25 protein-coding genes are annotated in these 25,888 nt (G+C 62.7%); 18 read left to right on the forward strand and 7 right to left on the reverse strand.

Features of this window, described 5'->3' with window-relative positions:
• Window positions 1-266 precede the first annotated feature (266 nt).
• Entirely contained in the window at window positions 267-1,373 is a 1,107-nt protein-coding gene (locus CI805_RS11680; RefSeq protein WP_260923480.1) for a DNA topoisomerase IB, read from the forward strand.
• The gene (locus CI805_RS11685) at window positions 1,370-2,650 is read left to right on the forward strand and encodes an MFS transporter (RefSeq protein WP_260923483.1); all 1,281 of its coding nucleotides are present in this window, start codon (window positions 1,370-1,372) and stop codon (window positions 2,648-2,650) included. Before CI805_RS11680 ends, CI805_RS11685 begins: the two co-directional genes overlap by 4 nt.
• Before the next feature lie 132 nt (window positions 2,651-2,782).
• Here the strand turns inward: CI805_RS11685 and CI805_RS11690 are convergent, their stop codons facing one another.
• Window positions 2,783-3,676: a LysR family transcriptional regulator gene (locus CI805_RS11690; protein WP_260923486.1), complete on the reverse strand. Its 894-nt coding sequence runs from the start codon at window positions 3,674-3,676 to the stop codon at window positions 2,783-2,785.
• Window positions 3,677-3,796: 120 nt separating this feature from the next.
• Here CI805_RS11690 and CI805_RS11695 point away from each other — a divergent pair, with 120 nt between their 5' ends.
• From CI805_RS11695 to CI805_RS11705, 3 genes are all read left to right on the forward strand, one after another.
• Window positions 3,797-4,780, forward strand: a complete 984-nt coding sequence (locus tag CI805_RS11695; RefSeq protein WP_260923489.1) for an aldo/keto reductase — start codon at window positions 3,797-3,799, stop codon at window positions 4,778-4,780.
• A gap of 84 nt (window positions 4,781-4,864) precedes the next feature.
• Window positions 4,865-5,275, forward strand: a complete 411-nt coding sequence (locus tag CI805_RS11700) for a cupin domain-containing protein (protein ID WP_260923490.1) — start codon at window positions 4,865-4,867, stop codon at window positions 5,273-5,275.
• A gap of 65 nt (window positions 5,276-5,340) precedes the next feature.
• Window positions 5,341-6,597, forward strand: coding sequence for a multidrug effflux MFS transporter (locus tag CI805_RS11705; RefSeq protein WP_260923493.1), 1,257 nt, complete (start codon window positions 5,341-5,343; stop codon window positions 6,595-6,597).
• A gap of 45 nt (window positions 6,598-6,642) precedes the next feature.
• On the opposite strand, the gene CI805_RS11710 is transcribed toward CI805_RS11705, so the two are convergent.
• Complete coding sequence (locus CI805_RS11710; protein WP_260923496.1) at window positions 6,643-7,698, reverse strand: NAD(P)-dependent alcohol dehydrogenase; 1,056 nt, start codon at window positions 7,696-7,698, stop codon at window positions 6,643-6,645.
• A 248-nt stretch (window positions 7,699-7,946) separates the two neighbouring features.
• Here CI805_RS11710 and CI805_RS11715 point away from each other — a divergent pair, with 248 nt between their 5' ends.
• Together CI805_RS11715 and CI805_RS11720 are read left to right on the forward strand one after the other, a co-directional pair.
• On the forward strand, window positions 7,947-8,213 hold the full coding sequence (locus tag CI805_RS11715) for an SDR family oxidoreductase (protein ID WP_260923498.1): 267 nt from the start codon (window positions 7,947-7,949) through the stop codon (window positions 8,211-8,213).
• Between the two features lie 517 nt (window positions 8,214-8,730).
• Entirely contained in the window at window positions 8,731-9,303 is a 573-nt protein-coding gene (locus tag CI805_RS11720; RefSeq protein ID WP_260923499.1) for a winged helix DNA-binding protein, read from the forward strand.
• A gap of 263 nt (window positions 9,304-9,566) precedes the next feature.
• Here the strand turns inward: CI805_RS11720 and eno are convergent, their stop codons facing one another.
• A complete protein-coding gene (eno, locus tag CI805_RS11725) occupies window positions 9,567-10,853 on the reverse strand; it encodes a phosphopyruvate hydratase (RefSeq protein ID WP_260923501.1) in 1,287 nt (428 codons plus the stop codon).
• Between the two features lie 219 nt (window positions 10,854-11,072).
• On the opposite strand from eno, the gene CI805_RS11730 reads away from it, so the two are divergent.
• From CI805_RS11730 to CI805_RS11750, 5 genes are all read left to right on the forward strand, one after another.
• Entirely contained in the window at window positions 11,073-11,585 is a 513-nt protein-coding gene (locus tag CI805_RS11730; RefSeq protein ID WP_260923503.1) for a hypothetical protein, read from the forward strand.
• A gap of 34 nt (window positions 11,586-11,619) precedes the next feature.
• Window positions 11,620-12,018 carry a phage holin family protein gene (locus CI805_RS11735; RefSeq protein ID WP_260923504.1) on the forward strand — a complete coding sequence of 133 codons (399 nt, stop codon included), beginning with the start codon at window positions 11,620-11,622 and terminating at the stop codon, window positions 12,016-12,018.
• The gene (locus tag CI805_RS11740; RefSeq protein ID WP_260923506.1) at window positions 12,015-12,362 is read left to right on the forward strand and encodes a hypothetical protein; all 348 of its coding nucleotides are present in this window, start codon (window positions 12,015-12,017) and stop codon (window positions 12,360-12,362) included. Before CI805_RS11735 ends, CI805_RS11740 begins: the two co-directional genes overlap by 4 nt.
• Window positions 12,349-12,954 (forward strand): hypothetical protein, encoded by a 606-nt coding sequence (locus CI805_RS11745; RefSeq protein WP_260923508.1) that lies wholly within the window; start codon window positions 12,349-12,351, stop codon window positions 12,952-12,954. The genes CI805_RS11740 and CI805_RS11745 overlap by 14 nt, the downstream gene beginning before the upstream one ends.
• A gap of 141 nt (window positions 12,955-13,095) precedes the next feature.
• Window positions 13,096-13,329 carry a DUF4170 domain-containing protein gene (locus CI805_RS11750; RefSeq protein ID WP_260923510.1) on the forward strand — a complete coding sequence of 78 codons (234 nt, stop codon included), beginning with the start codon at window positions 13,096-13,098 and terminating at the stop codon, window positions 13,327-13,329.
• Window positions 13,330-13,406: 77 nt separating this feature from the next.
• Here the strand turns inward: CI805_RS11750 and greA are convergent, their stop codons facing one another.
• The 4 genes from greA to carA all read right to left on the reverse strand — a co-directional run bounded on the left by greA (window position 13,407) and on the right by carA (window position 19,085).
• Complete coding sequence (greA, locus tag CI805_RS11755) at window positions 13,407-13,883, reverse strand: transcription elongation factor GreA (RefSeq protein WP_260923512.1); 477 nt, start codon at window positions 13,881-13,883, stop codon at window positions 13,407-13,409.
• Window positions 13,884-13,999: 116 nt separating this feature from the next.
• Window positions 14,000-17,323 (reverse strand): carbamoyl-phosphate synthase large subunit, encoded by a 3,324-nt coding sequence (gene carB, locus CI805_RS11760; RefSeq protein ID WP_260923517.1) that lies wholly within the window; start codon window positions 17,321-17,323, stop codon window positions 14,000-14,002.
• Window positions 17,323-17,904, reverse strand: coding sequence for a hypothetical protein (locus tag CI805_RS11765; RefSeq protein ID WP_260923518.1), 582 nt, complete (start codon window positions 17,902-17,904; stop codon window positions 17,323-17,325). The genes carB and CI805_RS11765 overlap by 1 nt, the downstream gene beginning before the upstream one ends.
• Entirely contained in the window at window positions 17,904-19,085 is a 1,182-nt protein-coding gene (gene carA, locus CI805_RS11770) for a glutamine-hydrolyzing carbamoyl-phosphate synthase small subunit (protein WP_260923524.1), read from the reverse strand. The genes CI805_RS11765 and carA overlap by 1 nt, the downstream gene beginning before the upstream one ends.
• A 174-nt stretch (window positions 19,086-19,259) precedes the next feature.
• On the opposite strand from carA, the gene CI805_RS11775 reads away from it, so the two are divergent.
• The 6 genes from CI805_RS11775 (at window position 19,260) to CI805_RS11800 (ending at window position 25,652) form a co-directional block, all read left to right on the forward strand.
• The gene (locus CI805_RS11775; RefSeq protein ID WP_260923526.1) at window positions 19,260-19,712 is read left to right on the forward strand and encodes a GatB/YqeY domain-containing protein; all 453 of its coding nucleotides are present in this window, start codon (window positions 19,260-19,262) and stop codon (window positions 19,710-19,712) included.
• Between the two features lie 229 nt (window positions 19,713-19,941).
• Window positions 19,942-20,271, forward strand: a complete 330-nt coding sequence (locus CI805_RS11780; protein WP_260923528.1) for a GIY-YIG nuclease family protein — start codon at window positions 19,942-19,944, stop codon at window positions 20,269-20,271.
• Window positions 20,265-22,160 (forward strand): DNA primase, encoded by a 1,896-nt coding sequence (gene dnaG, locus CI805_RS11785; protein ID WP_260923530.1) that lies wholly within the window; start codon window positions 20,265-20,267, stop codon window positions 22,158-22,160. The genes CI805_RS11780 and dnaG overlap by 7 nt, the downstream gene beginning before the upstream one ends.
• 45 nt (window positions 22,161-22,205) lie before the next feature.
• Window positions 22,206-24,233: an RNA polymerase sigma factor RpoD gene (gene rpoD / locus CI805_RS11790; protein ID WP_260923532.1), complete on the forward strand. Its 2,028-nt coding sequence runs from the start codon at window positions 22,206-22,208 to the stop codon at window positions 24,231-24,233.
• 249 nt (window positions 24,234-24,482) lie between these two features.
• Entirely contained in the window at window positions 24,483-24,977 is a 495-nt protein-coding gene (locus tag CI805_RS11795) for a hypothetical protein (protein ID WP_260923533.1), read from the forward strand.
• A 57-nt stretch (window positions 24,978-25,034) separates the two neighbouring features.
• On the forward strand, window positions 25,035-25,652 hold the full coding sequence (locus CI805_RS11800) for a DUF2059 domain-containing protein (RefSeq protein WP_260923535.1): 618 nt from the start codon (window positions 25,035-25,037) through the stop codon (window positions 25,650-25,652).
• The last annotated feature ends 236 nt before the right edge of the window (window positions 25,653-25,888 follow it).

The raw sequence follows: 25,888 nt of genomic DNA on the forward strand, positions 1-25,888 counted from the left end.
TCGCGACAATCACAACCGCGATCCGAGATGTTCCACGCATGAACCCTCACACCACATCCAATGAAGCAGGGGCACAGGAACAAGTCATGTCCCCGGACGCCTTCCGCATGATCATGGCATCGTGGGCAACGCATCGTGCGGACATCAAGCGCGCCTGTGGCCGGATTCTGCAAAGGCGGAAAGACATCTAAGCAGTGTGGGCAATGAAAATCGCACGGCCGGTCCTAGGCTAAGGAACGCGACGCGCCGTTACGCCTTGAGCATGTATGGCCAAGGCAGGAAAATCGGAACAGCGGTATGACGGCGGCATCGTCGATCCCCGCGAAGCTGCGGAAAACGCGGGGCTCATCTACGTCTCGGACGAGAGCAAAGGCATAACCCGCACACCCTATCGCGGGCGCTTTCGCTACCACGACACCCGAGGCCATCTGATAAAGGACGAGAAGAAACTGCAACGGCTGGCGGCTCTGGCCGTTCCGCCCGCCTATACCGATGTCTGGATATGTTCCCGCCCCAACGGCCACCTGCAGGCAACCGGACGGGACGCGAAGGGCCGCAAGCAATACCGCTATCATCCGCTTTTTCGCGAAGTCCGCGACAGCACGAAATACGAGCACATGCTCGATTTCGCGCGGGCCTTGCCGGCCATCCGCAGCCGTATCGCGTCCGATCTCTCCCGGCGCGGCCTGCCCAAAGAGAAAGTTCTCGCCGCCGTGGTTCACCTGCTGGAGAGCACGATGATCCGCATCGGCAACAGCGATTACGCCAGACAGAACAAGAGCTATGGCCTGACCACGCTGCGCGATCGCCACGTCACGGTGAACGGCTCGGAACTGCGCTTCCGTTTCAAGGGCAAGAGCGGCAAGCAGTGGAACCTGAAACTGAAAGACCGGCGCATTGCCGCGATCGTCAAACGCAGCCAGGACCTGCCGGGCCAGCACCTGTTCCAGTATATCGACGAAGATGGGCAGGAATGCGAAGTGACTTCCGGCGATATCAATACCTATCTGGGAGAGATATCCGGCCCCCGGATCACCGCGAAGGATTTCCGCACCTGGAACGGAACCGTGCTCGCCGCAATGGCGCTGGCGGAATACGAAAAGGTGGATAGCGAGGCTGCTGCCAAGCGCAATGTCCGCAGCGCGATCGAAGCCGTCGCCGCCCGGTTGGGCAATACGCCTACTGTTTGCCGCAAGTGCTATATCCACCCCGAGATCTTCGAGAGTTACCTGAACAACGAACTGGTGCTCGAAACCAGAAACGCCGTTGAGACGGAACTGCGCGAAGATGTCACGACCCTGCGCCCGGAAGAAGCCGTCGTTCTGGCCTTTCTGCAACGCCGCCTTGAGCGCAAGGCCCATGGCCGGGCATGACGACGCACGAGGCCGCCAGCGTTTCGAAAATGTCGATCATCGTCGCGGCGCTGTCGACAATCGTCGAATGGTACGATTTCACGCTTTACCTCTACTTCGCAACGGTGATTTCCCGCGTGTTCTTCGGTCAGGGCAACGCCGCTCTTGCCTCCACATTGGGGGGCTTCGCGGTGGCCTATCTCATGCGTCCTCTGGGCGCCGCGGTGTTCGGCCATATCGGCGATCGCTTCGGTCGTCGGCGCATGATGCTGATCTCCATGGGATTGATGAGCCTTGCCATGCTGGCCACCGCCTGCCTGCCGACCCGTGCGATGATAGGCCATATGGCGGGCATTCTGCTGGTCGTTCTGCGCTGTGCGATGGGGTTCTCGGTCGGCGGTGAATATACCGGCGTGGTCGCGTATCTGCTGGAAAGCGCACCTTCCCATCGCCGAGGCCTTGTCACGTCCCTTGCCGCAGCGGCGAGCGAAGTTGGCGGACTGCTGGCAGCGGCCGTCTGCACCATCACGGTCAGCCTCATGAGCCCGCAGGCGCTGACCGACTGGGGCTGGCGCATACCCTTTTTCCTTGGCGCCCTGCTTGCAGTGGGACTTTGGATCGCTCGTTCGTTCATCGAGGAAACTCCAACGTTCCAGCAGCAGGTCGCAACCGGTCGCACGCCACGTAACCCGTTATTCGACGCCCTGCGCCATCATCGCCGGGCGATTGCCCAGGGCTTTGCCATCTCCGCGCTGGGTTCGATCACCTATTACATCGGCATAACCTACGTCCCCACATTCCTGACCCATATCGGCAGAATGCAGGAAGTCGCCGCCTTGCGGCTCTCCACGGCAGCCGCGCTCGCCGTGATTGCGATAACGCCATTGGTCGGCATCGCCGCTGACCGGATCGGGCGCAGACCCGTCCTTCTCACGGTGTGCCTTTGCGCAATCCCGCTGCCCATCGCCCTCTTCGCCACAATGAGCGGAAACAGTTCCAGTCTGATCTTGGGCTCGGTTCTACTTCTGGCCGTGCTTGGCGGCGCTGTCAGTGCCGTCGGCGCAGTGACAACCGCAGAGCTTTTTCCCACTGCAAGCCGGCTCAGCGGACTGGCCATCGGCGCTACTGGCGCCACAGCCATTTTCGGGGGACTCGCACCTTACACCGCGCAACTGCTGAGTGATAAGCTAAGCGCTCCTTTGGTTCCCGGCATGATGATTGCATTCGTAGCGATCGTCGTCCTTCCCATTTTACTTGGCATGAGCGAGACTGGACTTTCGAACCGTACGGCAGTGTAAAATCGAGAATCCCTATCCCTTTCCGATCAAGGGCTACATACGAAAGATCACCGGACGCCCCTTGAAGAACATATATCCTCCTCGGGTAGAATTTCCCCGATATCGGAATGAAAATGCAAATCAAACGGAGGCTCAGCCGCGAAAGCGCAGGGCCTCCACCAGCAGCGTGAAAGCGGCCTTGGGCTGACGCCTGCTGGGATAATAGAGGTGGTAGCCGGTAAACGGCGGCGTCCAGTCTTCCAGCACCCTCTCCAATCGCCCTGCCGCAACATATTGCGCGACGTAATCCTCCGGCACGAAGCAGATACCGAAACCGTCCAGCGACGCCTGGATGATCAGATCGACATTGTTCGACGTGAAACTGCCTTCGACCCGCACGTTCAGCTCGCGGCTCTCCCGCTCCAGTTCCCAGGCATAGAGCCCCCCCGATGTCACCATGCGCAGATTGATGCAGCGGTGGCCGGCCAGATCCTGCGGAACGACGGGATAGCCATGCTGTGTAAAATAACCGGGCGCCGCCACTGCCGCCATACGCAGGTCCGGTCCGATCCTTACCGCGATCATGTCCCGCGCCACCTGCTCGCCCAGACGCACACCGGCATCGAAACGATCTGCAACGATGTCCCGCAGGCCGGAATCGACGCTGATCTCGACCTCGATCTCGGGGTAATCGCGCATGAGCCCAGCGACGGCAGGCCACAGCACGGTCTTGCTGGCATGCGAGGGGGCGGTGATACGGATCAAACCGGAAGGCCGTTCACGCAATTCGCCGATCTGGTCAAGCTCGCCCTCGATCTGCGCGAAGGCAGGAATGAGCCCTGCCAGCAGGCGTTCTCCGACGTCGGTAGGCGATACGCTGCGCGTCGTGCGCGACAGCAATCGCACGCCCAGCCGCGTCTCCAGACGCCGCAGCTTGTGGCTGAGCGCGGACTGCGACAGCCCCATCCGGTTGGCAGCCTTGGTGAAACTGCGCTCCTCCGCCACCGCGATGAAGGCGTTCAGGTCGATCAGGTCATCGCGCTGCATTGATGATTCCTGTTAATAGAGCCATGCCATAATTATGCACTAATCGTGCAGCCGGATGCAATCTATCTCCTCGCCTGCAAGATCGCGGCCATGACATGCGCCACGACAGGAGATGCAGCCATGCAGACAAGAAGCCTTGGAATTGATGAATTGCAGGTCTCGGCCATCGGGCTGGGCTGCATGGGTTTAAGCTACGGCTATGGACCTGCGGTCAGCGAAGCCGATGGCATGGCCCTGATCCGTGCCGCCTATGACGGCGGCGTCACGTTCTTCGACACGGCCGAGGCCTATGGCCCCTATGCCAACGAGGAACTGGTCGGCAAGGCGCTGGCCGACGTTCGGAACGACGTCGTGATCGCCACGAAGTTCGGTTTCATCGACGGCAAGCCCGCCAGCGGGCTCGACAGCCGACCGGAAACGATCCGCGCCGTGGCCGAAGCCTCGCTCCGGCGCCTGGGAACCGATCATATCGACCTGTTCTACCAGCACCGCGTCGATCCGAACGTGCCGATCGAAGATGTGGCAGGAACGGTGCGCGATCTCATCGCCGAGGGCAAGGTGCGGCATTTCGGCCTGTCCGAAGCCGGTGCCGAAACCATCCGCCGCGCCCATGCGGTACAGCCCGTTACCGCGCTCCAGAGCGAATATTCGATGTGGTGGCGCGAACCCGAAGCGCAGATCCTGCCGCTTTGTGCTGAACTCGGGATCGGCTTCGTGCCGTTCAGCCCGCTCGGCAAAGGCTTCCTGACAGGTGCGATCAATGCCCAGACCACCTTCGGCGAAGACGATTTCCGGGCCGTGGTGCCGCGCTTCGAGGAAGCGAACCGCAGGGCCAACGATGCGCTGGTGCAGGAACTGAAGGCCATCGCGGCGCACCACGACGCTACCCCGGCGCAGATCGCAATCGCCTGGCTGCTGGCGCAAAGCCCTTCCATCGTTCCGATTCCCGGCACCACGAAACGCCATCGCCTTGACGAGAACCTTGGCGCTGCGCGGCTCGACCTCGACGAAAACGACCTTGCCGGCATCGGCCGCACACTCGCAGCCTTTCCTGTTGCGGGCGATCGCTACCCAGCCTCCATCGCGGGGCGCGTGGGGCGCTGATCGTCCCGGCCGGCGATCGAGACCTCTGCCTTCCCCGGCCCTTCTCTCGCCGGCCGAACCTCCCATAACCAAAGGAATATCACCATGAAACTGATCCGCAACGGCACCCAGCCCTCGGTCAAGGGGCCAGCCGAATACTTCACCGGGCAGGTCCGCATCGACACCCCGTTCCAGGCTATGGCGCCGGGGCGCGCAGGCGGCGCCATCGTCACCTTCGAGCCCGGCGCCCGTACGGCCTGGCACACCCATCCGCTCGGCCAGATTCTGCTCGTAACCTCAGGCACGGGATGGAGGCAGTGCGAAGGCGAACCCAAAGTCGAGATCCGCGCAGGCGATGTCATTTGCTGCCCTGCGGGTCATCGCCATTGGCATGGCGCCACGCCCACCACGGCCATGACCCATGTCGCCATCGCCGAGATATTCGAAGGCCGCGCGGTCGACTGGCTGGAGCATGTCAGCGACGAGGACTATCTGGCCGGCGAGGCTGAACGCTGAGAGCCCGTTTGGAAATTCGGCATAGCCGAATTTGGCGGCACCAGCCCTCTCCCCCATCCGATACGATGACCACATATCCCATGACACAGGCTGCTTCCGCTCCCTCTCAGGCACCCGGTACATCCGAGCCCGCCGTCACCTCCCATGGCTGGCGCGTGCTCGGCATTCTCAGCGCGCTGATGGGCTTCGCGTCGATCTCGACCGACCTCTATCTCCCTGCCATGCCTGCCATGGCCCATGCGCTGCACGCCGATGTCGGCACCACCGAATGGACCGTCACCAGCTATCTGATCGGCTTCAGCCTTGGGCAACTGGTCTGGGGGCCGGTGGGTGATCGCCACGGGCGCCGCATCCCGGTGCTGCTGGGCATCGCCCTGTTTGCGCTGGGATCAGCGGGCTGTGCGCTGGGGACAACGATCTGGGCGGTGATCGCCGCGCGCATACTTCAGGCCATCGGCGCATCTGCGGGCGTCGTGCTGGGGCGAGCCATGGTGCGCGACCTCTATCAGGGCACCCGCGCCGCCAGCATGATGTCCACACTGATGACCATCATGGCGGTGGCACCTCTGATTGGGCCCTTCGTGGGCGGGCAGGTATTGCTGGTGGCAGGCTGGCGCGCGATCTTCTGGCTGCTGGTGGCCGTCGGCCTCGTGACGACATACGCCATCACGACATTGCCCGAGACCTTGCCGGTATCGCGACGCCATGACGTGCCGCTGATCCGCGCCCTGACCGGTTACGCCACCTTGCTGAAGAACCGCAGCATTCTCGCGTATATCGGGATGGGCGCGTTTTTCTATGCCGGGATGTTCGCCTATGTCGCCGGATCGCCCTTCGCCTATATCACCTATCACCACTTGCCACCGCAATATTACGGGCTGCTGTTCGGCCTTGGCGTGATCGGCATCATGGCCAGCAACATGGCCAACGCACGGTTTGTTCATCGCTTCGGCACCGATCGCATGCTGATGGCGGGCTGCCTGCTCGCCGCGCTGTCCGCCGCGTGCATCGCCTTTGCCGCGACAACCGATGCGTTCGGGCTCATCGGTCTGGTGGTGACGCTGTTCTTCTATATTTCGGCGACCGGGCTGATCGTGGCAAACTCCATCGCCGGAGCCATGGAACTCGCGCCCGAACGCAGCGGCGCCGTATCGGCGCTGACCGGCGGCCTGCAATACGGCAGCGGGATCTTCAGTTCGCTGCTGGTAGGCATCCTTGCAGACGGCACCCCTCGCCCGATGGGTTTCATCATCCTGGCGACAAGCCTTGGCAGTCTTGCCTGCGCCTTCGTTCTGGCCAACGCGAAGAAAGACGCCCGCTGAAGCCGTTTCCCTGCCCTGCATGACGCAAGGCAGTGAAACATCGCATCAGGCCAGCGTCGCCATATCGATCACGAACCGATAGCGCACATCGTTCTTCTCAAGCCGTTCGTAGGCTTCGTTCACCCGGTCTGCGGAGATGAGTTCGATATCCGCCACGATGTCGTGTTCGGCACAGAAGTCGAGCATCTCCTGCGTTTCGGCAATCCCGCCGATGTTCGAGCCAGAGAAACTGCGGCGCCCTTTCACGACATTGAAAGCGCCCACCTGCAGCGGCTCATTGGGCAGGCCGACAAGCACCATGCTGCCGTCGATCGCCAGCAGGTTCAGATAGGCATTCACGTCATGCGGCGCCGAAACGGTATCGATCAGGATATCGACCCTGGAGGCGAACGCTTTCATCTGATCGGCATCGGTCGAGAGCACCGCTTCGTGTGCCCCAAGGCGCTTCGCATCCTCGACCTTGCCCTGCGACGTGGTGAAGCACACGACATGTGCGCCCATCGCTCTCGCAATGCGGATCGCGACATGTCCAAGGCCACCGATCCCGACGATACCCACGACCTTGCCTGCTCCTGCGCCCCAATGCTTGAGCGGTGAATAAACGGTGATCCCGGCGCACAGCAGCGGAGCGCCTGCGGCCGGATCCATTCCCTCGGGCATATGCAGGGTATAGGCTTCCTTGCACACATAGGCCTGCGAATAACCGCCGAACGTTACCCCGCCCAGATACTTGTCCGGCGTGTTAAATGACAGGCTGGTGCCGCCCTCTCCACTGCAGAACTGCTCCAGGTCGCGATGACATGCAGGACACGTACCGCAGGAATCCACGATGCATCCGACGGCGGCCATGTCCCCCACCTTGAAGCGCTTCACCTCGCTGCCGACAGCGGTAACGCGCCCGACGATCTCATGGCCCGGCACCATCGGATACCGGCTGCCGCCGAAATCGTTGTGCGCCAGATGCAGGTCCGAATGGCAGATGCCGCAATAGAGAATATCGAACTGCACATCGTCCGGCTGCAAGTCGCGACGTTCGATGGTCAGCAACTCGATCGGCTGGTCGGAGCCCTGTGTCCCCAGGGCCTTGATGGAAGTCGGCATAAGCATCCTTGAAATCGAAATGGAACGATCACAGCCCGCTTCCCGCAGGCGGCTGGCATGTCCGAATCGCTTCGAATGCCTTCGATGATCGCGGTCGCGACCTGCGACTGCCGCGACAGAGTAGGTGGAGTGGTCGCAGCCGATAATGCGGCGCTTTTGGCATGAGCCTATCAACCACATTCATGAAACAGGATTGCACCTGGGCGAGACAGCGGATTTTCACAGGGGCGCAAGCGCCTGTATGGGGCATGCGCGGTGCCTGCATAAATGCGATCAGAGCTGGGATCGTCATCACCCCGCTGGCGCGGCACGAGCTTACCGGGCCGCGCGCTGACTATTATAACCGCATGATCCAGGGCAGTCCCGTGGGCCGCACCGTAACGCCTGACGAAGTTGCCGCTCTTCGCGCGCTGCTGATGGGACAGGATGGCGCGTTCATTACCGGCAGCGATTTCCTGATGGATGGCGGCGTTACGGCACCCTGGCTTTACGGCGACCTGAAGCCCTCTGCCTGAGGCTTCCCCCGCAACACACATCCGGGTCGCCTTCGTGCGGAATCAATGGGATAGGTAATAGTCCGTAAATACGAGAAAATATCACCGATATCGATGTAATTTGACCTTTCTTCCGGCGGTCCACCTGCATGGAGCAGCGCCAAAAGGCGCCTGCTGCGCAGCGGAAAACCAAGGCAGATGAAGCCTCTGACATTACCGCGACCGATTTTGTCGCTTTCTCTGCCCCATCCCGGCAGCGACACCCCCCAAGGATTCCGCAAAGGATAAAACCCCTCCGATCCTGACAAAGAGAATATCACCGTTTCGGATTTAGCTCCGCGCGACGACTGCGCTGCACAATGCATAATCGGCGACAGGCTCACGATTTCATCGAGACGGCCGGGATGCCGCTACCGCACTGCGGTGTCCTCCGTTTCGAGTCCGTATCGGGACAACTGCATTATCTGAGCATTATCTGAAAAGCGCATTGCCGCGCAGTTGCCGGGGGGCGGCTATCGGCAATGTACGGGGGACAGGCATGGACAACACTGAAACCGTAATGCGCAATCGCGCCAAGGCGGTAAGGCTGATCGGAATAGCCAACGAATTGCTTGCGCTCGCCCGTGATCTGGAAATCGGCCAGACCGAACCTGTGATGCTCGCCGCCGCAACGCCGCCTCTCTTGCGGAGTGGAACACCTGCGAAAACCGAGGCAGGGCAGGACCACCCGATCTGGGTCGAACTGGCACGGCAGACTTATGACGACCGGCGCCGTCGAACCAAGATCTTCCAGTCGGAAAGCCTGTTTGGCGAACCGGCCTGGGATATCCTGCTGGACCTGTTTATCGCGATCAAGGAACGCCGCCGCGTCTCGGTGACAAGCGCCTGTATCGGCTCGGCTGTCCCGTCCACGACCGCACTGCGCTGGATCACCATACTCGAAAAGCAGGGCTTTCTGGTTCGCGAGGCCGATCCGGGCGATGCCCGCAGGGTCTATGTGAAGTTGAGCGCAAAGGGCTATGCGGCGATGCTGGAATACTTCAGCGCAGCCTCACGCTCGGTCGTGCTGCTCGACGGCGCCAAACAGAGCGCGGTTGCAGGCGGTCGCTGAGAACAGCGCACGGCGCAGAGCCCGTTTGAAAATTCGGCACAGCCGAATTTGGCGGCACCGGCCCTCTCTCCTACCCTACCACCCAACGGTAGTATCCTGCGGGGGGAGAGGGTCGGTGCCGAACCCAAAATGCCGCCGCAGGCATTTTTCAAACAGACTTTCAGAACCGCGCGGACACCCTGAACTCCTCCGCACAGGGCGTCTTGCGCGTTTGTATCCGGGTAGCGCCGCTTCTGGGGGCGCTACCCGGATACATTCTATCCTCAGAACTTGAGGCGACCAAAGGCGGCCTTGCCGGCGTAGCGGGCGGCCGAGCCCAGTTCTTCCTCGATGCGGATAAGCTGGTTGTACTTGGCGAGCCGGTCCGAACGCGCGAGCGAGCCGGTCTTGATCTGGCCGCAGTTGGTGGCAACGGCGAGGTCTGCAATGGTCGCATCCTCGGTTTCGCCCGAACGGTGCGACATGACCGCGGTGTAGCTGGCGCGATTGGCGATCGAGACGGCTTCCAGCGTTTCGGTCAAGGTGCCGATCTGGTTCACCTTCACCAGCAGCGAGTTGGCCAGGCCCTGCTCGATGCCCATGGTCAGGCGCTTGGGGTTGGTGACGAACAGATCGTCGCCCACCAGCTGGACCTTGTTGCCGATCTTGTCGGTCAGCGCCTTCCAGCCCTCGAAATCGTCCTCGCCCATGCCGTCTTCGATCGAGATGATCGAATAGTCCTGCGTCAGCTTGGCAAGGTAGTCGGCGAATTCGATCGGGGACAGCGAGAGGCCCTCACCGCTGATCTCGTACTTGCCGCTCTTGAAGAACTCGGTCGCGGCGCAGTCCAGCGCCAGATAGACATCGCTGCCCAGCTTGAAGCCCGCCTTTTCCACCGAGGCGCCGATGAAGTCGAGCGCTGCCCGCGTGCTGGCGATGTTGGGTGCGAAGCCGCCCTCGTCACCAACAGCCGTCGCGAGGCCCTTCTCGGCAAGGCCCTTCTTCAGCGTGTGGAAGATTTCCGAACCCCAGCGCACCGCTTCGGCGAGCGAATCGGCGCCCACCGGCATGACCATGAATTCCTGGAAGTCGATCGGGTTGTCGGCATGTTCGCCGCCGTTGATGATGTTCATCATCGGCACCGGCAGGACATGCGCCGAAACGCCGCCGATGTACGAATAGAGCGGCAGGCCGCGCGCGTTGGCAGCAGCCTTGGCCACCGCCATCGACACGCCGAGGATGGCGTTGGCGCCCAGACGGCCCTTGTTCTCGGTGCCGTCCAGATCGATCATGGCAAGGTCCACGTCGCGCTGGTCTTCGGCGTCGCGGTCGACGAGCAGTTCGGCGATCTCGCCGTTCACCGCGTCGACGGCCTTGAGCACGCCCTTGCCCATGTAGCGGCTCTTGTCGCCATCGCGCAGTTCGACGGCCTCGTGCGCGCCGGTCGAGGCGCCCGAGGGAACGGCGGCGCGGCCGAAGCTGCCGTCTTCGAGCAGCACGTCGACTTCAACCGTGGGATTGCCGCGGCTGTCCAGGATTTCGCGGCCGTGGATGTCGATGATCGCGGTCATTGTCTCGGTGTCTCCTCTAGGGCGCTCTGAAGGCGCGGTCCTGCGCGGTTTAGCAGGGGAACTTCGCGAGGCAAGTTGCGTTGCAACACCTGAGGGACAAGATGTGTACCCCTGACGATCAATGTGCGTTATGGTACATATCTCCGGCACTCTTGGGATTGCATGGCAATGCAATGAAATCCCACGGGAAACCGCAACAATCGAGGAAGGACAGACACTATGGCCGAAACCGACGCGACCGCTTCGACGGCAGACGCCGCCGCCAAGTCTCACTTCACCAAGGCCATGGAAGAGGCCAAGGCCGGCCTTCAGGCCGTGACCGACAGCTATCGGGAGAAGCTGAAAGCCTCCACCGCCGAATTCAGCGCCGAAGCCAAGGCGCGCACCGCCGACGCCCAGACCAAGGCCGACGGCTATGCAGCACAAGCCAAGGAGAAAGCCGTGGATCTGGCAAACGAAGGCAAGACCCGCACCAGCCAGGCGATCGTCGGGCTCAGCAAGCTGCTCGACGACAATCTCGACACCATCGATGACAAGGTCGGGGTTCGTTACGGCGACTATGCCCGCAGCACCTCGCAGGCAATGAAGGATACAGCGGGCAAGCTGGACGAGAAATCGCTCGAAGACCTTGGCAACGATGCCAAGGAGTTCGTGCGCACCAGCCCGGTGCTCGCGCTCGGCATGGCGATGGCCGCCGGGTACATGATCGGACGCGTGCTCAAGAAGGGCTGAGGCTGGCCTCAGTCCCGATACCCCAGCCCCGACGATGACCGATGATGCAATCGAATCGCCCGCCCTGCCCCCTTTCCATCAGGAGCCGGATGACGAGGTAACGCTCGTCGAAGACCTGCGCGGCCTGATCGACGAGACGTTCGACCTCGCGCAGGCCGAGATCGCCTTCCAGAAAAGCCGCGCGGCCTATGCCGGGGCGGAAACGCGCAATGTCGTCGCCATGCTGATCATGGCGGCGATATTCGGGTTCTTCGCGTTCATGGCACTGGTCGTCGGGCTGGTCATCGCGCTCGGCCCGCTGCTGACGCCATGGGGCGCGATGGCTACCGTCACGCTGGGGCTGCTGGTGCTGGCGGCGTTGTGTGCGCTGTCGGCACGATCGCGCGTCAAGCGACTGATTTCAGCGCTGCGCGGCAAGGGAGGCGACGAATGAGCAGTCTCCGTCGCCAGTTCCTGCAGGACAAGGCCGAGCGAGACCGCGCCCGCGCCGCCTTCGATACGCGCGTTGCCGATCTGCGCGCGGACTACGAACAGCGCGGGATCGCCGGGCGCATCCTCGATGAAGTGGCCGAGCCTGCTGCCGACCTGTTCGACGAGGCGGTGGAACTCGCCGCGCGTCATCCCGGCGCAATTGCCGGAACCTTGGGGCTGATTGTGGTTTGGTTCCTGCGAAGCCCGTTGCTCACGCTAATGAGCCATATTCCTGGCCTTGGCGGTGTGGCGCAATGGTACGAAGACAGACAGAACGAGAAGGAGGCCCCCGATGAAGAAGCCTGACCTGAACACACCCGTCCTTAGCGAAGCGACCCGCACGCCGACCACCGGCGTCGTGTCCTCGATCCACGGCAATCCGATCGAGACGGTGAAGCCCGAAGCGCGCCCGTCCGAAAAGGTGGTCGCGTTCGTGAAGGATCACCCGGTTGCACTGGTGGCAGGCGGCATCGCGGTCGGCGTGCTGGCCACGGCCCTGATGCCGCGCGGCCTGCGCAAGCGTGTCGCCTCGAAGGCTTTCAGTGCCGCCAAGGCCGCAGGCGCCGCCGCCCTGACCTTCGGCCACGATGCCGAAGAGCGCGCCGAGGATTTCGGCAAGACGTTCAGCGCCCATGCCTCGCGCCGTGCCCGCAAGCTGATCGATGACTCCGAAGACTTCCGCGAGGCCGCACGCGAACATGCCGAGGAATACGGCAGCAAGGCCGCCCAGCGCGTCGGCAAGTTCGGCACCGCCCTGCTCGCTTCCGCCAAATCGTTTTCCAAGACTACCGCGCATCGCGCCCATGACCTCGCCGATAGCCTTGCCGACGATGCTGCCGAACGCGGTGCGGAGGCGATGAAGCGCGCCCGCGCCGTGCGCAAGGCCATGAGCGACTGACTTACCGACTGCTCACCGCCTATTCGATTGCATCACGCGCAATTGGATAGGCGGTCAATTCCCGCAATGTGGTCTTGCCGGGTCGAAATGCAAACCATATAGGGGCCGCAATCTCCCACAGAAGGAAAGCGGCCAACTTCCATGCAGCAGCAGCAGAAACTTCACCTCGTGATGGGCGGCCGGGTCAAGGACCCCCGCGGCCTCGATTTCGTCGACCTGAACGCCCTGCACGTCGTTGGCGTGTTCCCGGACCTCGCGGCGGCCACCGAAGCCTGGCGCGCGAATGCCCAGCGCACGGTTGACGATGCCGAAATGAAGTACGTCGTCGTGCCGCTGCACAAGCTGCTCGAAAAGCCCGAGACAGCCGAAGCCTGATCGCTTCGACATCCCAACAAAAAAGGCCGGCGTTTCCGCCGGCCTTTTTTGTTGCCTGAGGCTTCGAGAGATCGAACTCAGATGAATTCGATCTTCTGCACCTGATAGAACTTGTCGCCCGCAGGAACGGTCACTTCGACCTCGTCCTCGGCCCGGCGACCGATCAGCGCCTTGCCCAGCGGCGAGTTGTAGCTGATGCGTCCGACCTTCGCGTCCGCCTCATACGGGCCTACGATCTGGTACTTCACCGGGTGATCGTCATCATCCAGCAGCGTCACAGTGGCGCCGAAGATGATCTTGTCGCCCGTCAGCATCGCCGGATCGACGATCTGTGCGCGGCTCAGCTTGTCTTCCAGATCGGCGAGAGTCGCCTCGATCTGGCCCTGACGCTCCTTGGCGGCGTGGTATTCCGCGTTTTCCGAAAGGTCACCGTGCGCGCGCGCTTCCTCGATCGCGTCCACGACACGGGGGCGCTCTTCGCGCAGCGCCTTGATCTCGGCGGCAAGCTTTTCATAGCCTTCCGCCAGCATCGGCAGCTTTTCGACACTTGCCATTCTACAATCTTCCTCCTGTTGCCTCCCCACCTTCAAGGCTGCGACGACTGCCCGCTCCGGCCCCGTCAATCAGGGGCCGGGCCGATCTGCAGCGATGTGGGGAAGCAAGATCGATTTCAGCTATAATAATCCTGCAACGAGCGCACTTCAAGTTGGCTCCCGCGCATTGCAGAAATCGCCTGTGCAGCAGCGTGGCTGGCAGCGGCGGTGGTGAAGTACGGCACCTTGCCGGTCAGCGCCGAACCACGGATCGACTGCGAGTCCTTCAGGCTCTGCCAGCCTTCGGTGGTGTTGAAGATCAGCGCGATATCGCCATCGACGATGCGGTCGACGATATGCGGGCGACCTTCGGCCACCTTGTTCACCAGTTCCACCGGAAGCCCGGCGTCGGCGAGGTAGCGCTGCGTGCCCGAGGTGGCGATGATCTTGAAGCCATTGGCCACCAGTTCCTTCGCCGCTTCGAGGATCAGCGCCTTGTCGCCGTCCTTCACCGAGACGAAGACGTTGCCGCTTTCGGGCAGACGCATACCTGCACCAAGCTGCGCCTTGAGGAACGCGGTCGCGAAATCGCGATCGATTCCCATGACTTCGCCGGTGGACTTCATCTCCGGGCTGAGCACCGGATCGACGCCCTGGAAGCGCGCCCAGGGGAACACCGCTTCCTTGACCGCGACATAATCGAGATCGCGCTTGAACGCCGGGAAGTCGGCCAGCTTCTCGCCCGCCATGACGCGCGCGGCAATTGCGGCAACCGGCTGGCCGAGCGCCTTGGCGACGAACGGCACGGTACGCGAGGCGCGCGGGTTCACCTCGATGAGGTAGACCTCGCCGTCCTTTACCGCGAACTGGATGTTCATCAGGCCGCGCACGCCAAGGCCGAAGGCCAGAGCCTCGGCCTGACGCTCCATCTCGGCGACGATCTCGGCAGGCAGGCTGTAGGGCGGCAGCGAACAGGCGCTGTCGCCCGAGTGAATGCCCGCTTCCTCGATGTGCTGCATGACGCCTGCGACCACGACCTGATCGCCATCGCACAGCGCATCGACGTCGCATTCCACGGCATCGCGCAGGTACTGGTCGATCAGCACCGGCGAATCGCCCGAAACCTTCACCGCGGTGGCGATGTAGTTGTCGAGCTGCTGCTCGCTGTCGACGATCTCCATCGCGCGGCCACCCAGCACGTAGCTGGGGCGCATCAGCACCGGATAGCCGATGCGGTTGGCGACCGCGACGGCCTCGTCGCGGCTGCGCGCGATGCCGTTGGCAGGCTGGCGCAGGCCCAGCTTCTCGACCAGCGCGGCAAAGCGCTCACGGTCTTCGGCAAGGTCGATGGCGTCGGGCGAGGTGCCCAGGATCGGGATGCCGTTGTCTTCCAGCGCCTGCGCGAGCTTCAGCGGCGTCTGGCCGCCGAACTGCACGATCACGCCCACGAGCGTACCGTTCTGCTGCTCGACACGCAGGATTTCCAGCACGTCCTCGGCGGTCAGCGGCTCGAAGTAGAGACGGTCAGACGTGTCGTAGTCGGTCGAGACGGTCTCGGGGTTGCAGTTGACCATGATCGTCTCGAACCCGGCCTTCGACAGCGCGAAGCAGGCGTGGACGCAGCAATAGTCGAACTCGATGCCCTGCCCGATGCGGTTCGGACCGCCGCCGAGAATCACGACCTTCTTCCGGTCGGACGGCATCGCCTCGTTCTCGGGCTCACCGAAGAACGGGACTTCGTAGGTCGAATACATGTAGGGCGTCACCGCCTCGAACTCGGCGGCGCAGCTGTCGATGCGCTTGAACACCGGGAGCACGCCCAGCTTCTCGCGCAGCTTGCGCACTTCGTCCTCGCTGGTGGCCCCGGCCATGGCGCGCAGCGCATCGTGCAGCAGGCCCGAACGCTTGGCCTGGGTCTCGCCCAGACCGCCCGCGACGCCCACCGAGCGCACGGCCAGCGTGGCAAGGCGCTTGTCCGAGAAGCCCATGGCCTTCAGCTTGCGAAGACCCTGCGCATCGACCGGCAGGCCGTGCTTCATGATCTCGGCCTCGGCAGCGATGATCTCTTCGATGTGGCGCAGGAACCACTTGTCGTAGTGGGCGATGGCGTGGATCTCATCCACGCTGAAGCCTTCGCGGAAGGCCTGTGCGGCCACCAGCAGACGGTCCGGCGTCGCCTTCGACAGCGCCGCCACGATCACGTCGCGCCCGGCGCCTTCCAGTTCGACCACGCGGTTGAAGCCGTCGAGCCCGGTCTCCAGACCGCGCAGCGCCTTCTGCATCGATTCCTTGATGTTGCGCCCGATCGCCATGACCTCGCCGACCGACTTCATCGCGGTGGACAGCTGGGTATCGGCGCCCTTGAACTTCTCGAAGGCGAAGCGTGGGATCTTGGTGACGACATAGTCGATGGTCGGCTCGAACGCGGCAGGCGTCGCGCCGGTGATCTCGTTGGTGATCTCGTCGAGCGTGTAGCCGACCGCCAGCTTGGCGGCGACGCGCGCGATCGGGAAGCCGGTGGCCTTCGACGCCAGCGCCGACGACCGCGAGACGCGCGGGTTCATCTCGATGACGATCAGGCGACCGTCCTTGGGATTGACCGCGAACTGTACGTTCGAACCGCCGGTCTCAACGCCGATCTCGCGCAGCACCTCGATCGAGGCGTTGCGCATGATCTGGTATTCCTTGTCGGTCAGCGTCAGCGCCGGGGCGACGGTGATCGAGTCACCGGTATGGACGCCCATCGGATCGACGTTCTCGATCGAGCAGATGATGATGCAGTTGTCGTGCTTGTCGCGCACGACCTCCATCTCGTACTCCTTCCAGCCGAGCAGCGATTCCTCGATCAGCACTTCGGTGGTGGGCGAGGCATCTAGCCCTGAGCGCACGATCGCCTCGAACTCGGCCTTGTTGTAGGCGATGCCGCCGCCGGTGCCGCCCATGGTGAAGCTGGGACGGATGATCGAGGGCAGACCCGTGGTTTCGAGGATCGCGAAAGCCTCGTCCAGTGTATGCGCCACGCCCGAGCGCGCCGAATTGAGGCCGATCTTGTCCATCGCATCGCGGAAGCGCTGACGGTCCTCGGCCTTGTCGATGGCATCGGCATCGGCGCCGATCATCTGGACTCCGAACTTTTCCAGCGTGCCGTCGTTGAACAGCGCCAGCGCACAGTTGAGCGCGGTCTGCCCGCCCATCGTCGGCAGCACCGCATCGGGGCGCTCCTTCTCGATGATCTTGGCGACGACTTCGGGGGTGATCGGCTCGACATAGGTCGCATCGGCCATGTCCGGGTCGGTCATGATCGTGGCGGGGTTCGAGTTCACCAGGATGACGCGATAGCCGTCTTCCTTCAGCGCCTTAATCGCCTGCGTGCCCGAATAGTCGAACTCGCACGCCTGGCCGATGATGATGGGCCCCGCGCCAATGACGAGGATCGAGGAAATGTCAGTGCGTTTGGGCATTACTGGCCTTCTTCCGAGTATGCTTCGTTTCCGATGAAGCCGAACTTCACCTCCCGCTCCAGAGCGCCAGCGTATTGCATGGCAAGGAGAAGGCATGAATATTTCTTAGTGAAAGCCTTCATATTCAGGGCTTCCTCAGGATTGGGTTGAAACGCGATATCGTTTCCGGACGTCGTCAAAGCCTTGCCCGGAACCAACTTGCAGTGCTTCTCCAAAGCTTGCGCATAGAGGCTCGTACTGTCGAAGTTCTGCCGCTCCGGAAAATCAGCGAGGAGACCTTCTTTTTCCAGCTGCGACCTTGCCATCGCCAGCACTTGGGGTCGCGCAAGCTCATTGGTATAATCGAGATAGGCACGTTGCATCGCACCATTAGAAAAAGTCAGTATTTCATAACCGACTGCCTTTTGAATGCACGCGAACTGATCGTTCGTTGCTTTCGCCTTCGGGCCTATGACGATCTCAATGCTCTGAAGATCAGGCTCGTATCTAACCGTAAAACCAGCCCGATCGAGGCCGCATTCCGCCAAATGCTGCTCGATGACCTGTTCGGTCGACGGAACTGGATTTACGGGAGCCGCCATCAGCCCAGCATCCCCACGAACTTCTCGAACAGGTAGAAGCTGTCCTGCGGGCCGGGCGAGGCTTCGGGGTGGTACTGCACGCCGAAAGCCTTCTTGCCCTTGATCGCAATGCCGCAGTTCGAGCCGTCGAACAGCGAGACGTGGGTCTCCTCGACATTCTCGGGCAGCGTCTGGTTGTCGACCGCGAAACCGTGGTTCATCGAGGTGATCTCGACCACGCCATCGGCATGGCGTTTGACCGGATGGTTCGCGCCGCGGTGGCCCTGATGCATCTTGGAAGTCTTGGCGCCAGCGGCAAGGCCGAGCATCTGGTGGCCAAGGCAGATGCCGAACACCGGAATGTCGCGCTCCAGCAGGCTCTGGATCACGGGGACGGCGTAGACGCCGGTCGCCGCCGGATCGCCGGGGCCGTTCGAGAGGAAAACACCGGCAGGCTCCAGCGCCAGAACCTGATCGAGCGTGGTCTCGGCAGGCACCACGGTAACGCGCGCACCGGCCTTCACCAGATTGCGGAAGATGTTGTCCTTGGCCCCATAGTCGATCGCGACGACATGCGGGCGGGTCTCGCCCTCACCTGCGCCGAAGCCTTCGCCCCCAAAGCCCTGACCAAGCGTCCAGGTCGAGCCTTCCCAGCCCTCCTGAATCTCGCGGCTGACGATCTTGGCAAGGTCCATGCCTTCCAGACCCGGCCAGCTCTGTGCCTTCTCCAGCAGGGCGGGAATGTCGAAAGTGCCGTCCGGGCTATGTGCGATCACTGCGTTGGGTGCGCCCGACAGGCGGATGCGGCGGGTCAGCGCGCGGGTATCGACGCCCGAGATCCCGACCTTGCCCTTGGCGGCCAGCCATTCGCCATATTCGCCGCGCGAACGGAAGTTGGAAGGCAGCGTCACGTCTTCGCGCACGATGCAGCCCACCGCGCCGTCGACCTGCGATTCGAGATCCTCGTCGTTGACGCCGACATTGCCGACATGCGGGAACGTGAAGGTCACGATCTGGCCCGCATAGGACGGATCGGTCATCACTTCCTGATAGCCGGTCATCGAGGTGTTGAAGCAGACTTCGCCCACCGCTGCGGTCACTGCGCCGAAACCGCGCCCCCAGATGACATGCCCATCGGCAAGGACGAGAACGCCGGTGGCGCCATCGGGTTTGGGGGCGTGCGAAGATGCGGCGTCGGCCATTAGTAGGGTCGCTCCGTTGACGGCATTCAGGATATGTGTGCTAAGGCTCAGCCGCTAGAGACGAGCGCCGGGTGCGTCAAGCGCGCAAAGCCACAAATTGCCGCAAGCATGACCGCATCCGCACTATCTCGTTCATTCCCGCCATCCGGCACGCAACAGGAAGCATTCAGACCCATGATCCGCGATTCGCTCAAGGCCGCGCAGATTTCCGCCATGAAGGGCGGAGACAAGGCCCGCCTCGCCGCCGTCCGCCTCATCCTCGCCAAGGTCAAGGACCGCGATATCGAACTGCGCACCGCCGAGACCGCGCCCGATGACGATGCGATGGTGATCGAGGTTCTCCAGAAGATGGTGAAGCAGCGCCGCGAATCGATCCAGCTGTTCGAAGAAGGCGGTCGCCCGGAAAAGGCCGCCGAGGAAAAGGCCGAGCTGGAGGTGATCGAGACCTTCCTCCCCGCCCAGCTTACCGAGGAAGAAACCAAGGCGGTGATCGAGGCGCTCAAGGCCGAGACCGGCGCCACCGGCATGAAGGACATGGGCAAGGTCATGGGCCTGCTCAAGGAACGCCACGGCGCCGAGATCGACACCGGCAAGGCCAGCGCCTGGGTGAAAGCCGCGCTGGGCTGAGGTTCGTGCGCAGCCCCCGGTCGAGAGGCCGGGGACTGCGTGTCTCGACTGCGCTCGACACGAACGGAGGTGAGTGTGGATTCACAGCGGTTCAGGTTCATTTCTCCCGTTCGTGTCGAGCGCAGTCGAGCACACATGCCGACATGAGCATCAGCCCCCTCTCCCCACTCCGTTCGTGTCGAGCGAAGGCCGCAGGCCGAAGTCGAGACACGCGCACCATCCGCTGACGATGGCCTTCTGGGCCTATATCCTGCGCTGTGCAGACGGTGCCTATTACACCGGCCATACCGACAACCTCGAACATCGCCTCGCCCAGCATCACCACGGGGGATACTGCGACTTCACCTCGCGCCGTCGTCCGGTAACGCTGCTATGGTGCGCTGAATTTCCCTCCCGCTACGAAGCGCTCAGCACGGAACTCAAAGTGAAGAAGTGGTCTCGGGCCAAGAAGGAAGCGCTGGCGGCAGGCGACTGGAAGCGCCTTTCGCATTTCGCCCGCGCCCCGCATGAACGCGCAGCGATCGCGCCCGATAGCGAAGGCGGGGACGCGCCATGCTGACCCCGCAATGGCTCGACCAGCTACGTGCGCGCACCACGCTTTCGGCGCTGATCGGGCGCTCGGTCCGCCTGCAGAAGGCCGGGCGCGAGCATCGGGCGTGCTGCCCGTTCCATAACGAGAACTCGCCCAGCTTCTACGTCAACGACGAGAAGGGGTTCTATCACTGCTTCGGCTGCGGCGCCCATGGCGATGCCATCCGCTGGATGACCGACCATCAGGGCCTCGCCTTCATGGACGCGGTAAAGGAACTGGCGGGCGAGGCGGGCATGGACGTGCCCACCCCCGATCCGCGCGCGGCCAAGGCAGCGGAAAAGCGCGATTCGCTCCATGACGTGATGGCCGCGGCACAGGCTTTCTTCGAGGAGAGCCTGAAGGGTGCAGAGGGCGAGAAGGCGCGCCAGTACCTCGCCACGCGCGGATTCAACGCGCACACCGTCGAGCGGTTCGGCTTCGGCTTCGCGCCCGAAGGTCGGCAGGCGCTCAAGAGCGCCCTGTCCCGCTTCCCCGAACCGATGCTGATCGAGGCGGGCCTGCGCATCGCCGTCGAGGAACGCGATCCCTACGACCGCTTCCGCGACCGCCTGATGCTGCCCATCGCCGATGCGCGCGGGCGGGTAATCGCCTTCGGTGGCCGCATCCTCGCCAAGGGCAAGACCGATGCGCCCAAGTATCTGAATTCGCCCGATACCCCACTGTTCGACAAGGGCCGCACGCTCTACAACCTGCACCGCGCCGCGCCTGCCGCGCGCCAGACCGGTCGTATGGTGGTAGTGGAAGGCTACATGGACGTGATCGCGCTCGCCGCCGCCGGGATCGCCGATGCCGTCGCGCCGCTGGGCACCGCGCTGACCGAGCACCAGATCGAGATGCTGTGGCGCCATGTCGAGATGCCGATCCTGTGCTTCGATGGCGACGCGGCAGGACAGCGCGCGGCGATGCGCGCCGTCACCCGCGCGCTGCCGCTACTGCGCCCGGCGCACAGCTTGCGCATCGTGCGCCTGCCCGAGGGGCTGGACCCGGACGATCTCATCAAGGCGCGCGGGCCTGCGGCGATGGAGGCCGTGCTCGGCGAATCGCGCAGCCTGCTCGATGTGCTGTGGGAACATGAACGCGACGCGCTACCGCTGGAAACGCCCGAGGCCAAGGCGGGGCTGAAGGCCCGCCTGCTCGCCCATGTCGAGACGATCGCGCATCAGGACATTGCCGGCCTCTATCGCCGCGAGCTGCTCGACCGGTTTTCCGAGTTCGCCTACCCGCGCCGCGAAAATCGTTGGCAGAATGGGGGCCAGAACACCGGCTTCCAGAACGGAGGCGCGAATCGGGCGCCGTTCCAGCCGGGACGCAAGGGGCCGTGGAACGGGCGCCAGAACGGCCCTGCCCCCTCCAGCCCCGAATCGATCGCGCGTCTGGCGGCCCGATTCGGCGGCGGGAATCGCGACGCCCTGTCCGCCGCCGTGCTCGCCGGTCTGTTCCACTGGCCCGAAGTGCTCGGTCACCATGCCGAAGCTATTGCCCGCACGCCCGACCTCGATCCGCGCTTCGGCGTGCTGCTCGATTGCTGGGACGCACACGGCCCGCTTGAAAGCGCCGAACTTGCGACCATATTGACGAAAAATGGCGTGGAAGCCCCGCATTCGACCGAATACGCAGGGATCCGCTTCGGCTTCGTGGATGGCCGGGGCGAACCCGAAAAGGCACGGGCGGAACTGATCCAGGCCATCCAGCTGCTGACCGAGCTGCCGATGATCGAACAGGCTCTTGCAGCGGCTACGGAACGCCATGAACGCGAGTTCACCGACGAGACTTTCGCCGAGCAGCAACGCCTGCGCGAGAGAAAGCTGGAATTTGACAAGCGTCTCAGGCAAATGACGACCAGACATGCGTCCTGATTGTATAATTATACACCTGGGCTGCACGAGCTAGACGGCGGAAGAATGAGCAAGAACGACAACGACGGCGAAAACCATGACGGCGCCGACGCGCCGCTGATCGACCTCAACGAGGCGTCGATCAAGAAGTTGATCGCGCGTGCCAAGCGCCGTGGCGTCATCACTTACGACGAACTGAACGAGGCGCTGCCTCAGGACATGTCCTCGGACCAGATCGAGGACATCACCTCGGCCCTGAACGAGATGGGCGTGAACATCGTCGATAACGACGAGGACGCCGAAGGTCAGGAAAACGAGGATCAGGACAACGATTCGGACACCGACGACAGCGACGGTGACGATGGCGGTCCGCGCATGGTCGCCGAGACCAAGAAGAAGGAAACGGTCGAGCGCACCGACGACCCGGTGCGCATGTACCTGCGCGAAATGGGCGCGGTCGAACTGCTCAGCCGCGAGGGCGAAATCGCCATCGCCAAGCGCATCGAAGCCGGACGCGACATGATGATCCTGGGCCTCTGTGAGAGCCCGATCACCTTCCACGCCATCATCCAGTGGTCCGAAGCACTCAACAACGGCGAGATGCAGCTGCGCGAGATCCTCGATCTCGACGCGATGCTGTCCAAGGAGCCTGCGCCCGAAAGCCTCAACGAGGACGGCGAGAGCGACGACGACGGCGAAATCTCCGAAGCCACCGCCGGCCCCTCGTTCAAGGACGACGATTCGGACGACGAGGACAACTCCGAGGAAGTCGACGAGGACGGCAACCCTATCCCGAAGCGTCAGGCCGAGGAAGAGGAAGAGGACAACACGCTTTCGCTCGCGCAGATGGAAGCGGCTCTCAAGCCCGAGGCGCTTGAGAAGTTCCTGCTGATCACCGAACTGTTCCAGACCTTCGAGAAGCTGCAGCGCGAGCGTCTCGACGCGCTGGCGCTGGGCATCGATTTCCCGGCCGCCAAGGAAGACCAGTACCAGCAGCTGCGCGAGGATCTGACCGCGCAGGTGGAATCGGTGAAGTTCCACGCGACCAAGATCGAGTATCTGGTCGACAACCTCTATGCCTTCAACCGTCGCCTCACCACGCTGGGCGGCCAGATGCTGCGTCTGGCCGAGCGTCACAAGGTGAAGCGCGCCGACTTCCTCGAAAGCTACGTCGGACGCGAGCTGGACGACGCCTGGCTGGCCGAGGCCGGCAAGAAGGACAAGAAGTGGGCCGCCTTCGCGGAGAACGAGGCCGATAACGTCGAGCGCATCCGCGCCGAGGTTGCCGACATCGCCGCCGCCACCGGCATGGCGCTTCCCGAATTCCGCCGCATCGTCAACATGGTCCAGAAGGCGGAGCGCGAGGCGCGTATCGCCAAGAAGGAAATGGTCGAGGCAAACCTGCGTCTGGTGATCTCGATCGCCAAGAAGTACACCAACCGTGGCCTGCAGTTCCTCGATCTCATTCAGGAAGGCAATATCGGCCTGATGAAGGCGGTCGACAAGTTCGAGTACCGCCGCGGCTACAAGTTCTCGACGTATGCCACGTGGTGGATCAGGCAGGCGATTACCCGTTCGATCGCCGATCAGGCGCGCACCATCCGTATCCCGGTGCATATGATCGAGACGATCAACAAGCTGGTGCGCACCAGCCGCCAGTTCCTCCACGAGCAGGGCCGCGAGCCCACGCCCGAGGAAATGGCCGAGCGTCTGTCGATGCCGCTCGAAAAGGTGCGCAAGGTGATGAAGATCGCCAAGGAGCCGATCTCCCTCGAAACGCCGATCGGCGACGAGGAGGATTCGCACCTCGGGGACTTCATCGAGGACAAGAACGCGATCATCCCGGTGGACGCCGCCATTCAGGCGAACCTCAAGGAGACGGTCACGCGCGTTCTCGCCAGCCTCACCCCGCGTGAGGAACGCGTGCTGCGCATGCGCTTCGGCATCGGCATGAACACCGATCACACGCTGGAGGAAGTGGGCCAGCAGTTCTCGGTGACGCGCGAACGTATCCGCCAGATCGAGGCGAAGGCCCTGCGCAAGCTCAAGCATCCGAGCCGCAGCCGCAAGATGCGCAGCTTCCTCGACCAGTAATCGAGACGAGTTCAGGAAAAGCCCCGCTCCGGCGGGGCTTTTTTGTGGGAGTAGGGGCAGTATGGGGGCTTGGGGCGCACTGATCCTTGCCATCATGCGCTACGGGCCAACGAATCGCGCAAATATCTGGACTCGAAATAGTACGGTCAGGGCACTTCCTGATATAGAAAAGCCGAACCTGCTCATAATCGGCGCTGGAATTATAGCTATGATCTTGACGCCCCTGCGAAACGGGACACACAGAAAACCATGCTCACGATTTTATTGCTGTCTTCTGCGATACAACCCACACCGATAACTTGCGAACCGCTGCACGGTGGTCCAGCCGAAGGCATGTGCCTGGCCCCTGGTGAAAGCAAAAGTCCCGGCGCTCAACTCGTGGACCTTCTCCCCGCCCGAACACCGCCGGCTCTCGATCCGGCCCGCGCGGTCATTATCCGACAACTGCTGGCAGCGCACCGCACAGGGGCGGACATTCCACATGGTCTCGTCGATGAGAACGCAACGCAGGAATATTGCACATCGTTCTCGTCAGATTGTCTGACCGCAGCGCCTTTGCGCGGATGGCGAGTGGACCGTCACATGATAGCCAGCGCCCCCTACCCCTTACCCGATGGCAGCGTACGCATCGAATGGTCGCTGAACGGCAGGATGCAATTGTTATCGTATATCAATATGATGAATAATAAGATCACGAGTATCCGCACGGCTCCTGCGCAAATTCCGCTTCAGTTCGCCCAATAGAGGCCGCGGCCGATATTCTACAGTGTGACATCAACGACTTGCCTTGGGGATTCTCGAATGACATTGGGCCGTTTCATCGGCTTCGCAGCTTTCGCCGCGCTGGCCACAGTTCCGCTTTCCACGCCGGCCAGTGCTGCCGAGGCTCCGGCAGCGACTACGCCCGCCGTCGATCCCGAGGCGCTGGCTCTGGCAAAACGGATCACGTCCGCCGCCTTCCCGCCCGAACGACGTCAGGAAATGCTGACCAACCTGATGCAGACCATGCTCGGGCAGATGAAGAGCGGCCTTGGCCTTGACGAGATCACCGATCCCGGCCTGCACAAGATCCTTGAGGATTACCTCGACAATATCCCCACCCTGCTGCGCCCGGCAACGGACGCCTATCTGCCCAAGCAGATGGATGCGATCGCGCAGGCCTATACCCGCAAGTTCACCACCGCGCAGTTGCGCGACATCGCCGCCTTTGCAGAGACACCCTCGGGCAGTGCCTACTTCAGCCACTCGCTCGAAATCATGTCCGACCCGGCCGTCGCCGAGGTGAACACCGAATATTTCCGGCAGATCAAGTCCATCAGCAAAGCCTCGCAGGCCGATCTTCAGGAAAAGGTGGTGGCCTACCTGAAGGCCCATCCCGATGCGATGAAGGACAAGTCGGCTACCAGCGACGGCAAGTAACCCCATACGAAGGAAGCGCGCCGCTCCCGGTGCGGTGCGCTTCCCTTTCCTACAAACCCGGCCGCGCGGTACTCTCGCCGCATGAATGCCCCCGGTCCTTTCGCTGCCATCCGGCACCACGCGCGGTCATCGCAAGATGACACTTTACGCGGCAAGGTGACACTTACGCGCGGTATGTTAACAGCGTACACCACGCAAATCCGCCATTTTCCCGGCGAGGCGGCACATATCACCCC

Source organism: Novosphingobium sp. 9 (assembly GCF_025340265.1).
Classification (GTDB): domain Bacteria; phylum Pseudomonadota; class Alphaproteobacteria; order Sphingomonadales; family Sphingomonadaceae; genus Novosphingobium.

What these genes read in the sequence shown, in the direction of transcription:
- CI805_RS11680 (WP_260923480.1), top strand. Translation starts at nt 267, where the DNA reads ATGGCCAAGGCAGGAAAATCGGAACAGCGGTATGACGGCGGCATCGTC.
- CI805_RS11685 (WP_260923483.1), top strand. Translation starts at nt 1,370, where the DNA reads ATGACGACGCACGAGGCCGCCAGCGTTTCGAAAATGTCGATCATCGTC.
- CI805_RS11690 (WP_260923486.1), bottom strand. Translation starts at nt 3,676, where the DNA reads ATGCAGCGCGATGACCTGATCGACCTGAACGCCTTCATCGCGGTGGCG.
- CI805_RS11695 (WP_260923489.1), top strand. Translation starts at nt 3,797, where the DNA reads ATGCAGACAAGAAGCCTTGGAATTGATGAATTGCAGGTCTCGGCCATC.
- CI805_RS11700 (WP_260923490.1), top strand. Translation starts at nt 4,865, where the DNA reads ATGAAACTGATCCGCAACGGCACCCAGCCCTCGGTCAAGGGGCCAGCC.
- CI805_RS11705 (WP_260923493.1), top strand. Translation starts at nt 5,341, where the DNA reads ATGACCACATATCCCATGACACAGGCTGCTTCCGCTCCCTCTCAGGCA.
- CI805_RS11710 (WP_260923496.1), bottom strand. Translation starts at nt 7,698, where the DNA reads ATGCCGACTTCCATCAAGGCCCTGGGGACACAGGGCTCCGACCAGCCG.
- CI805_RS11715 (WP_260923498.1), top strand. Translation starts at nt 7,947, where the DNA reads ATGCGCGGTGCCTGCATAAATGCGATCAGAGCTGGGATCGTCATCACC.
- CI805_RS11720 (WP_260923499.1), top strand. Translation starts at nt 8,731, where the DNA reads ATGGACAACACTGAAACCGTAATGCGCAATCGCGCCAAGGCGGTAAGG.
- eno (WP_260923501.1), bottom strand. Translation starts at nt 10,853, where the DNA reads ATGACCGCGATCATCGACATCCACGGCCGCGAAATCCTGGACAGCCGC.
- CI805_RS11730 (WP_260923503.1), top strand. Translation starts at nt 11,073, where the DNA reads ATGGCCGAAACCGACGCGACCGCTTCGACGGCAGACGCCGCCGCCAAG.
- CI805_RS11735 (WP_260923504.1), top strand. Translation starts at nt 11,620, where the DNA reads ATGACCGATGATGCAATCGAATCGCCCGCCCTGCCCCCTTTCCATCAG.
- CI805_RS11740 (WP_260923506.1), top strand. Translation starts at nt 12,015, where the DNA reads ATGAGCAGTCTCCGTCGCCAGTTCCTGCAGGACAAGGCCGAGCGAGAC.
- CI805_RS11745 (WP_260923508.1), top strand. Translation starts at nt 12,349, where the DNA reads ATGAAGAAGCCTGACCTGAACACACCCGTCCTTAGCGAAGCGACCCGC.
- CI805_RS11750 (WP_260923510.1), top strand. Translation starts at nt 13,096, where the DNA reads ATGCAGCAGCAGCAGAAACTTCACCTCGTGATGGGCGGCCGGGTCAAG.
- greA (WP_260923512.1), bottom strand. Translation starts at nt 13,883, where the DNA reads ATGGCAAGTGTCGAAAAGCTGCCGATGCTGGCGGAAGGCTATGAAAAG.
- carB (WP_260923517.1), bottom strand. Translation starts at nt 17,323, where the DNA reads ATGCCCAAACGCACTGACATTTCCTCGATCCTCGTCATTGGCGCGGGG.
- CI805_RS11765 (WP_260923518.1), bottom strand. Translation starts at nt 17,904, where the DNA reads ATGGCGGCTCCCGTAAATCCAGTTCCGTCGACCGAACAGGTCATCGAG.
- carA (WP_260923524.1), bottom strand. Translation starts at nt 19,085, where the DNA reads ATGGCCGACGCCGCATCTTCGCACGCCCCCAAACCCGATGGCGCCACC.
- CI805_RS11775 (WP_260923526.1), top strand. Translation starts at nt 19,260, where the DNA reads ATGATCCGCGATTCGCTCAAGGCCGCGCAGATTTCCGCCATGAAGGGC.
- CI805_RS11780 (WP_260923528.1), top strand. Translation starts at nt 19,942, where the DNA reads ATGGCCTTCTGGGCCTATATCCTGCGCTGTGCAGACGGTGCCTATTAC.
- dnaG (WP_260923530.1), top strand. Translation starts at nt 20,265, where the DNA reads ATGCTGACCCCGCAATGGCTCGACCAGCTACGTGCGCGCACCACGCTT.
- rpoD (WP_260923532.1), top strand. Translation starts at nt 22,206, where the DNA reads ATGAGCAAGAACGACAACGACGGCGAAAACCATGACGGCGCCGACGCG.
- CI805_RS11795 (WP_260923533.1), top strand. Translation starts at nt 24,483, where the DNA reads ATGCTCACGATTTTATTGCTGTCTTCTGCGATACAACCCACACCGATA.
- CI805_RS11800 (WP_260923535.1), top strand. Translation starts at nt 25,035, where the DNA reads ATGACATTGGGCCGTTTCATCGGCTTCGCAGCTTTCGCCGCGCTGGCC.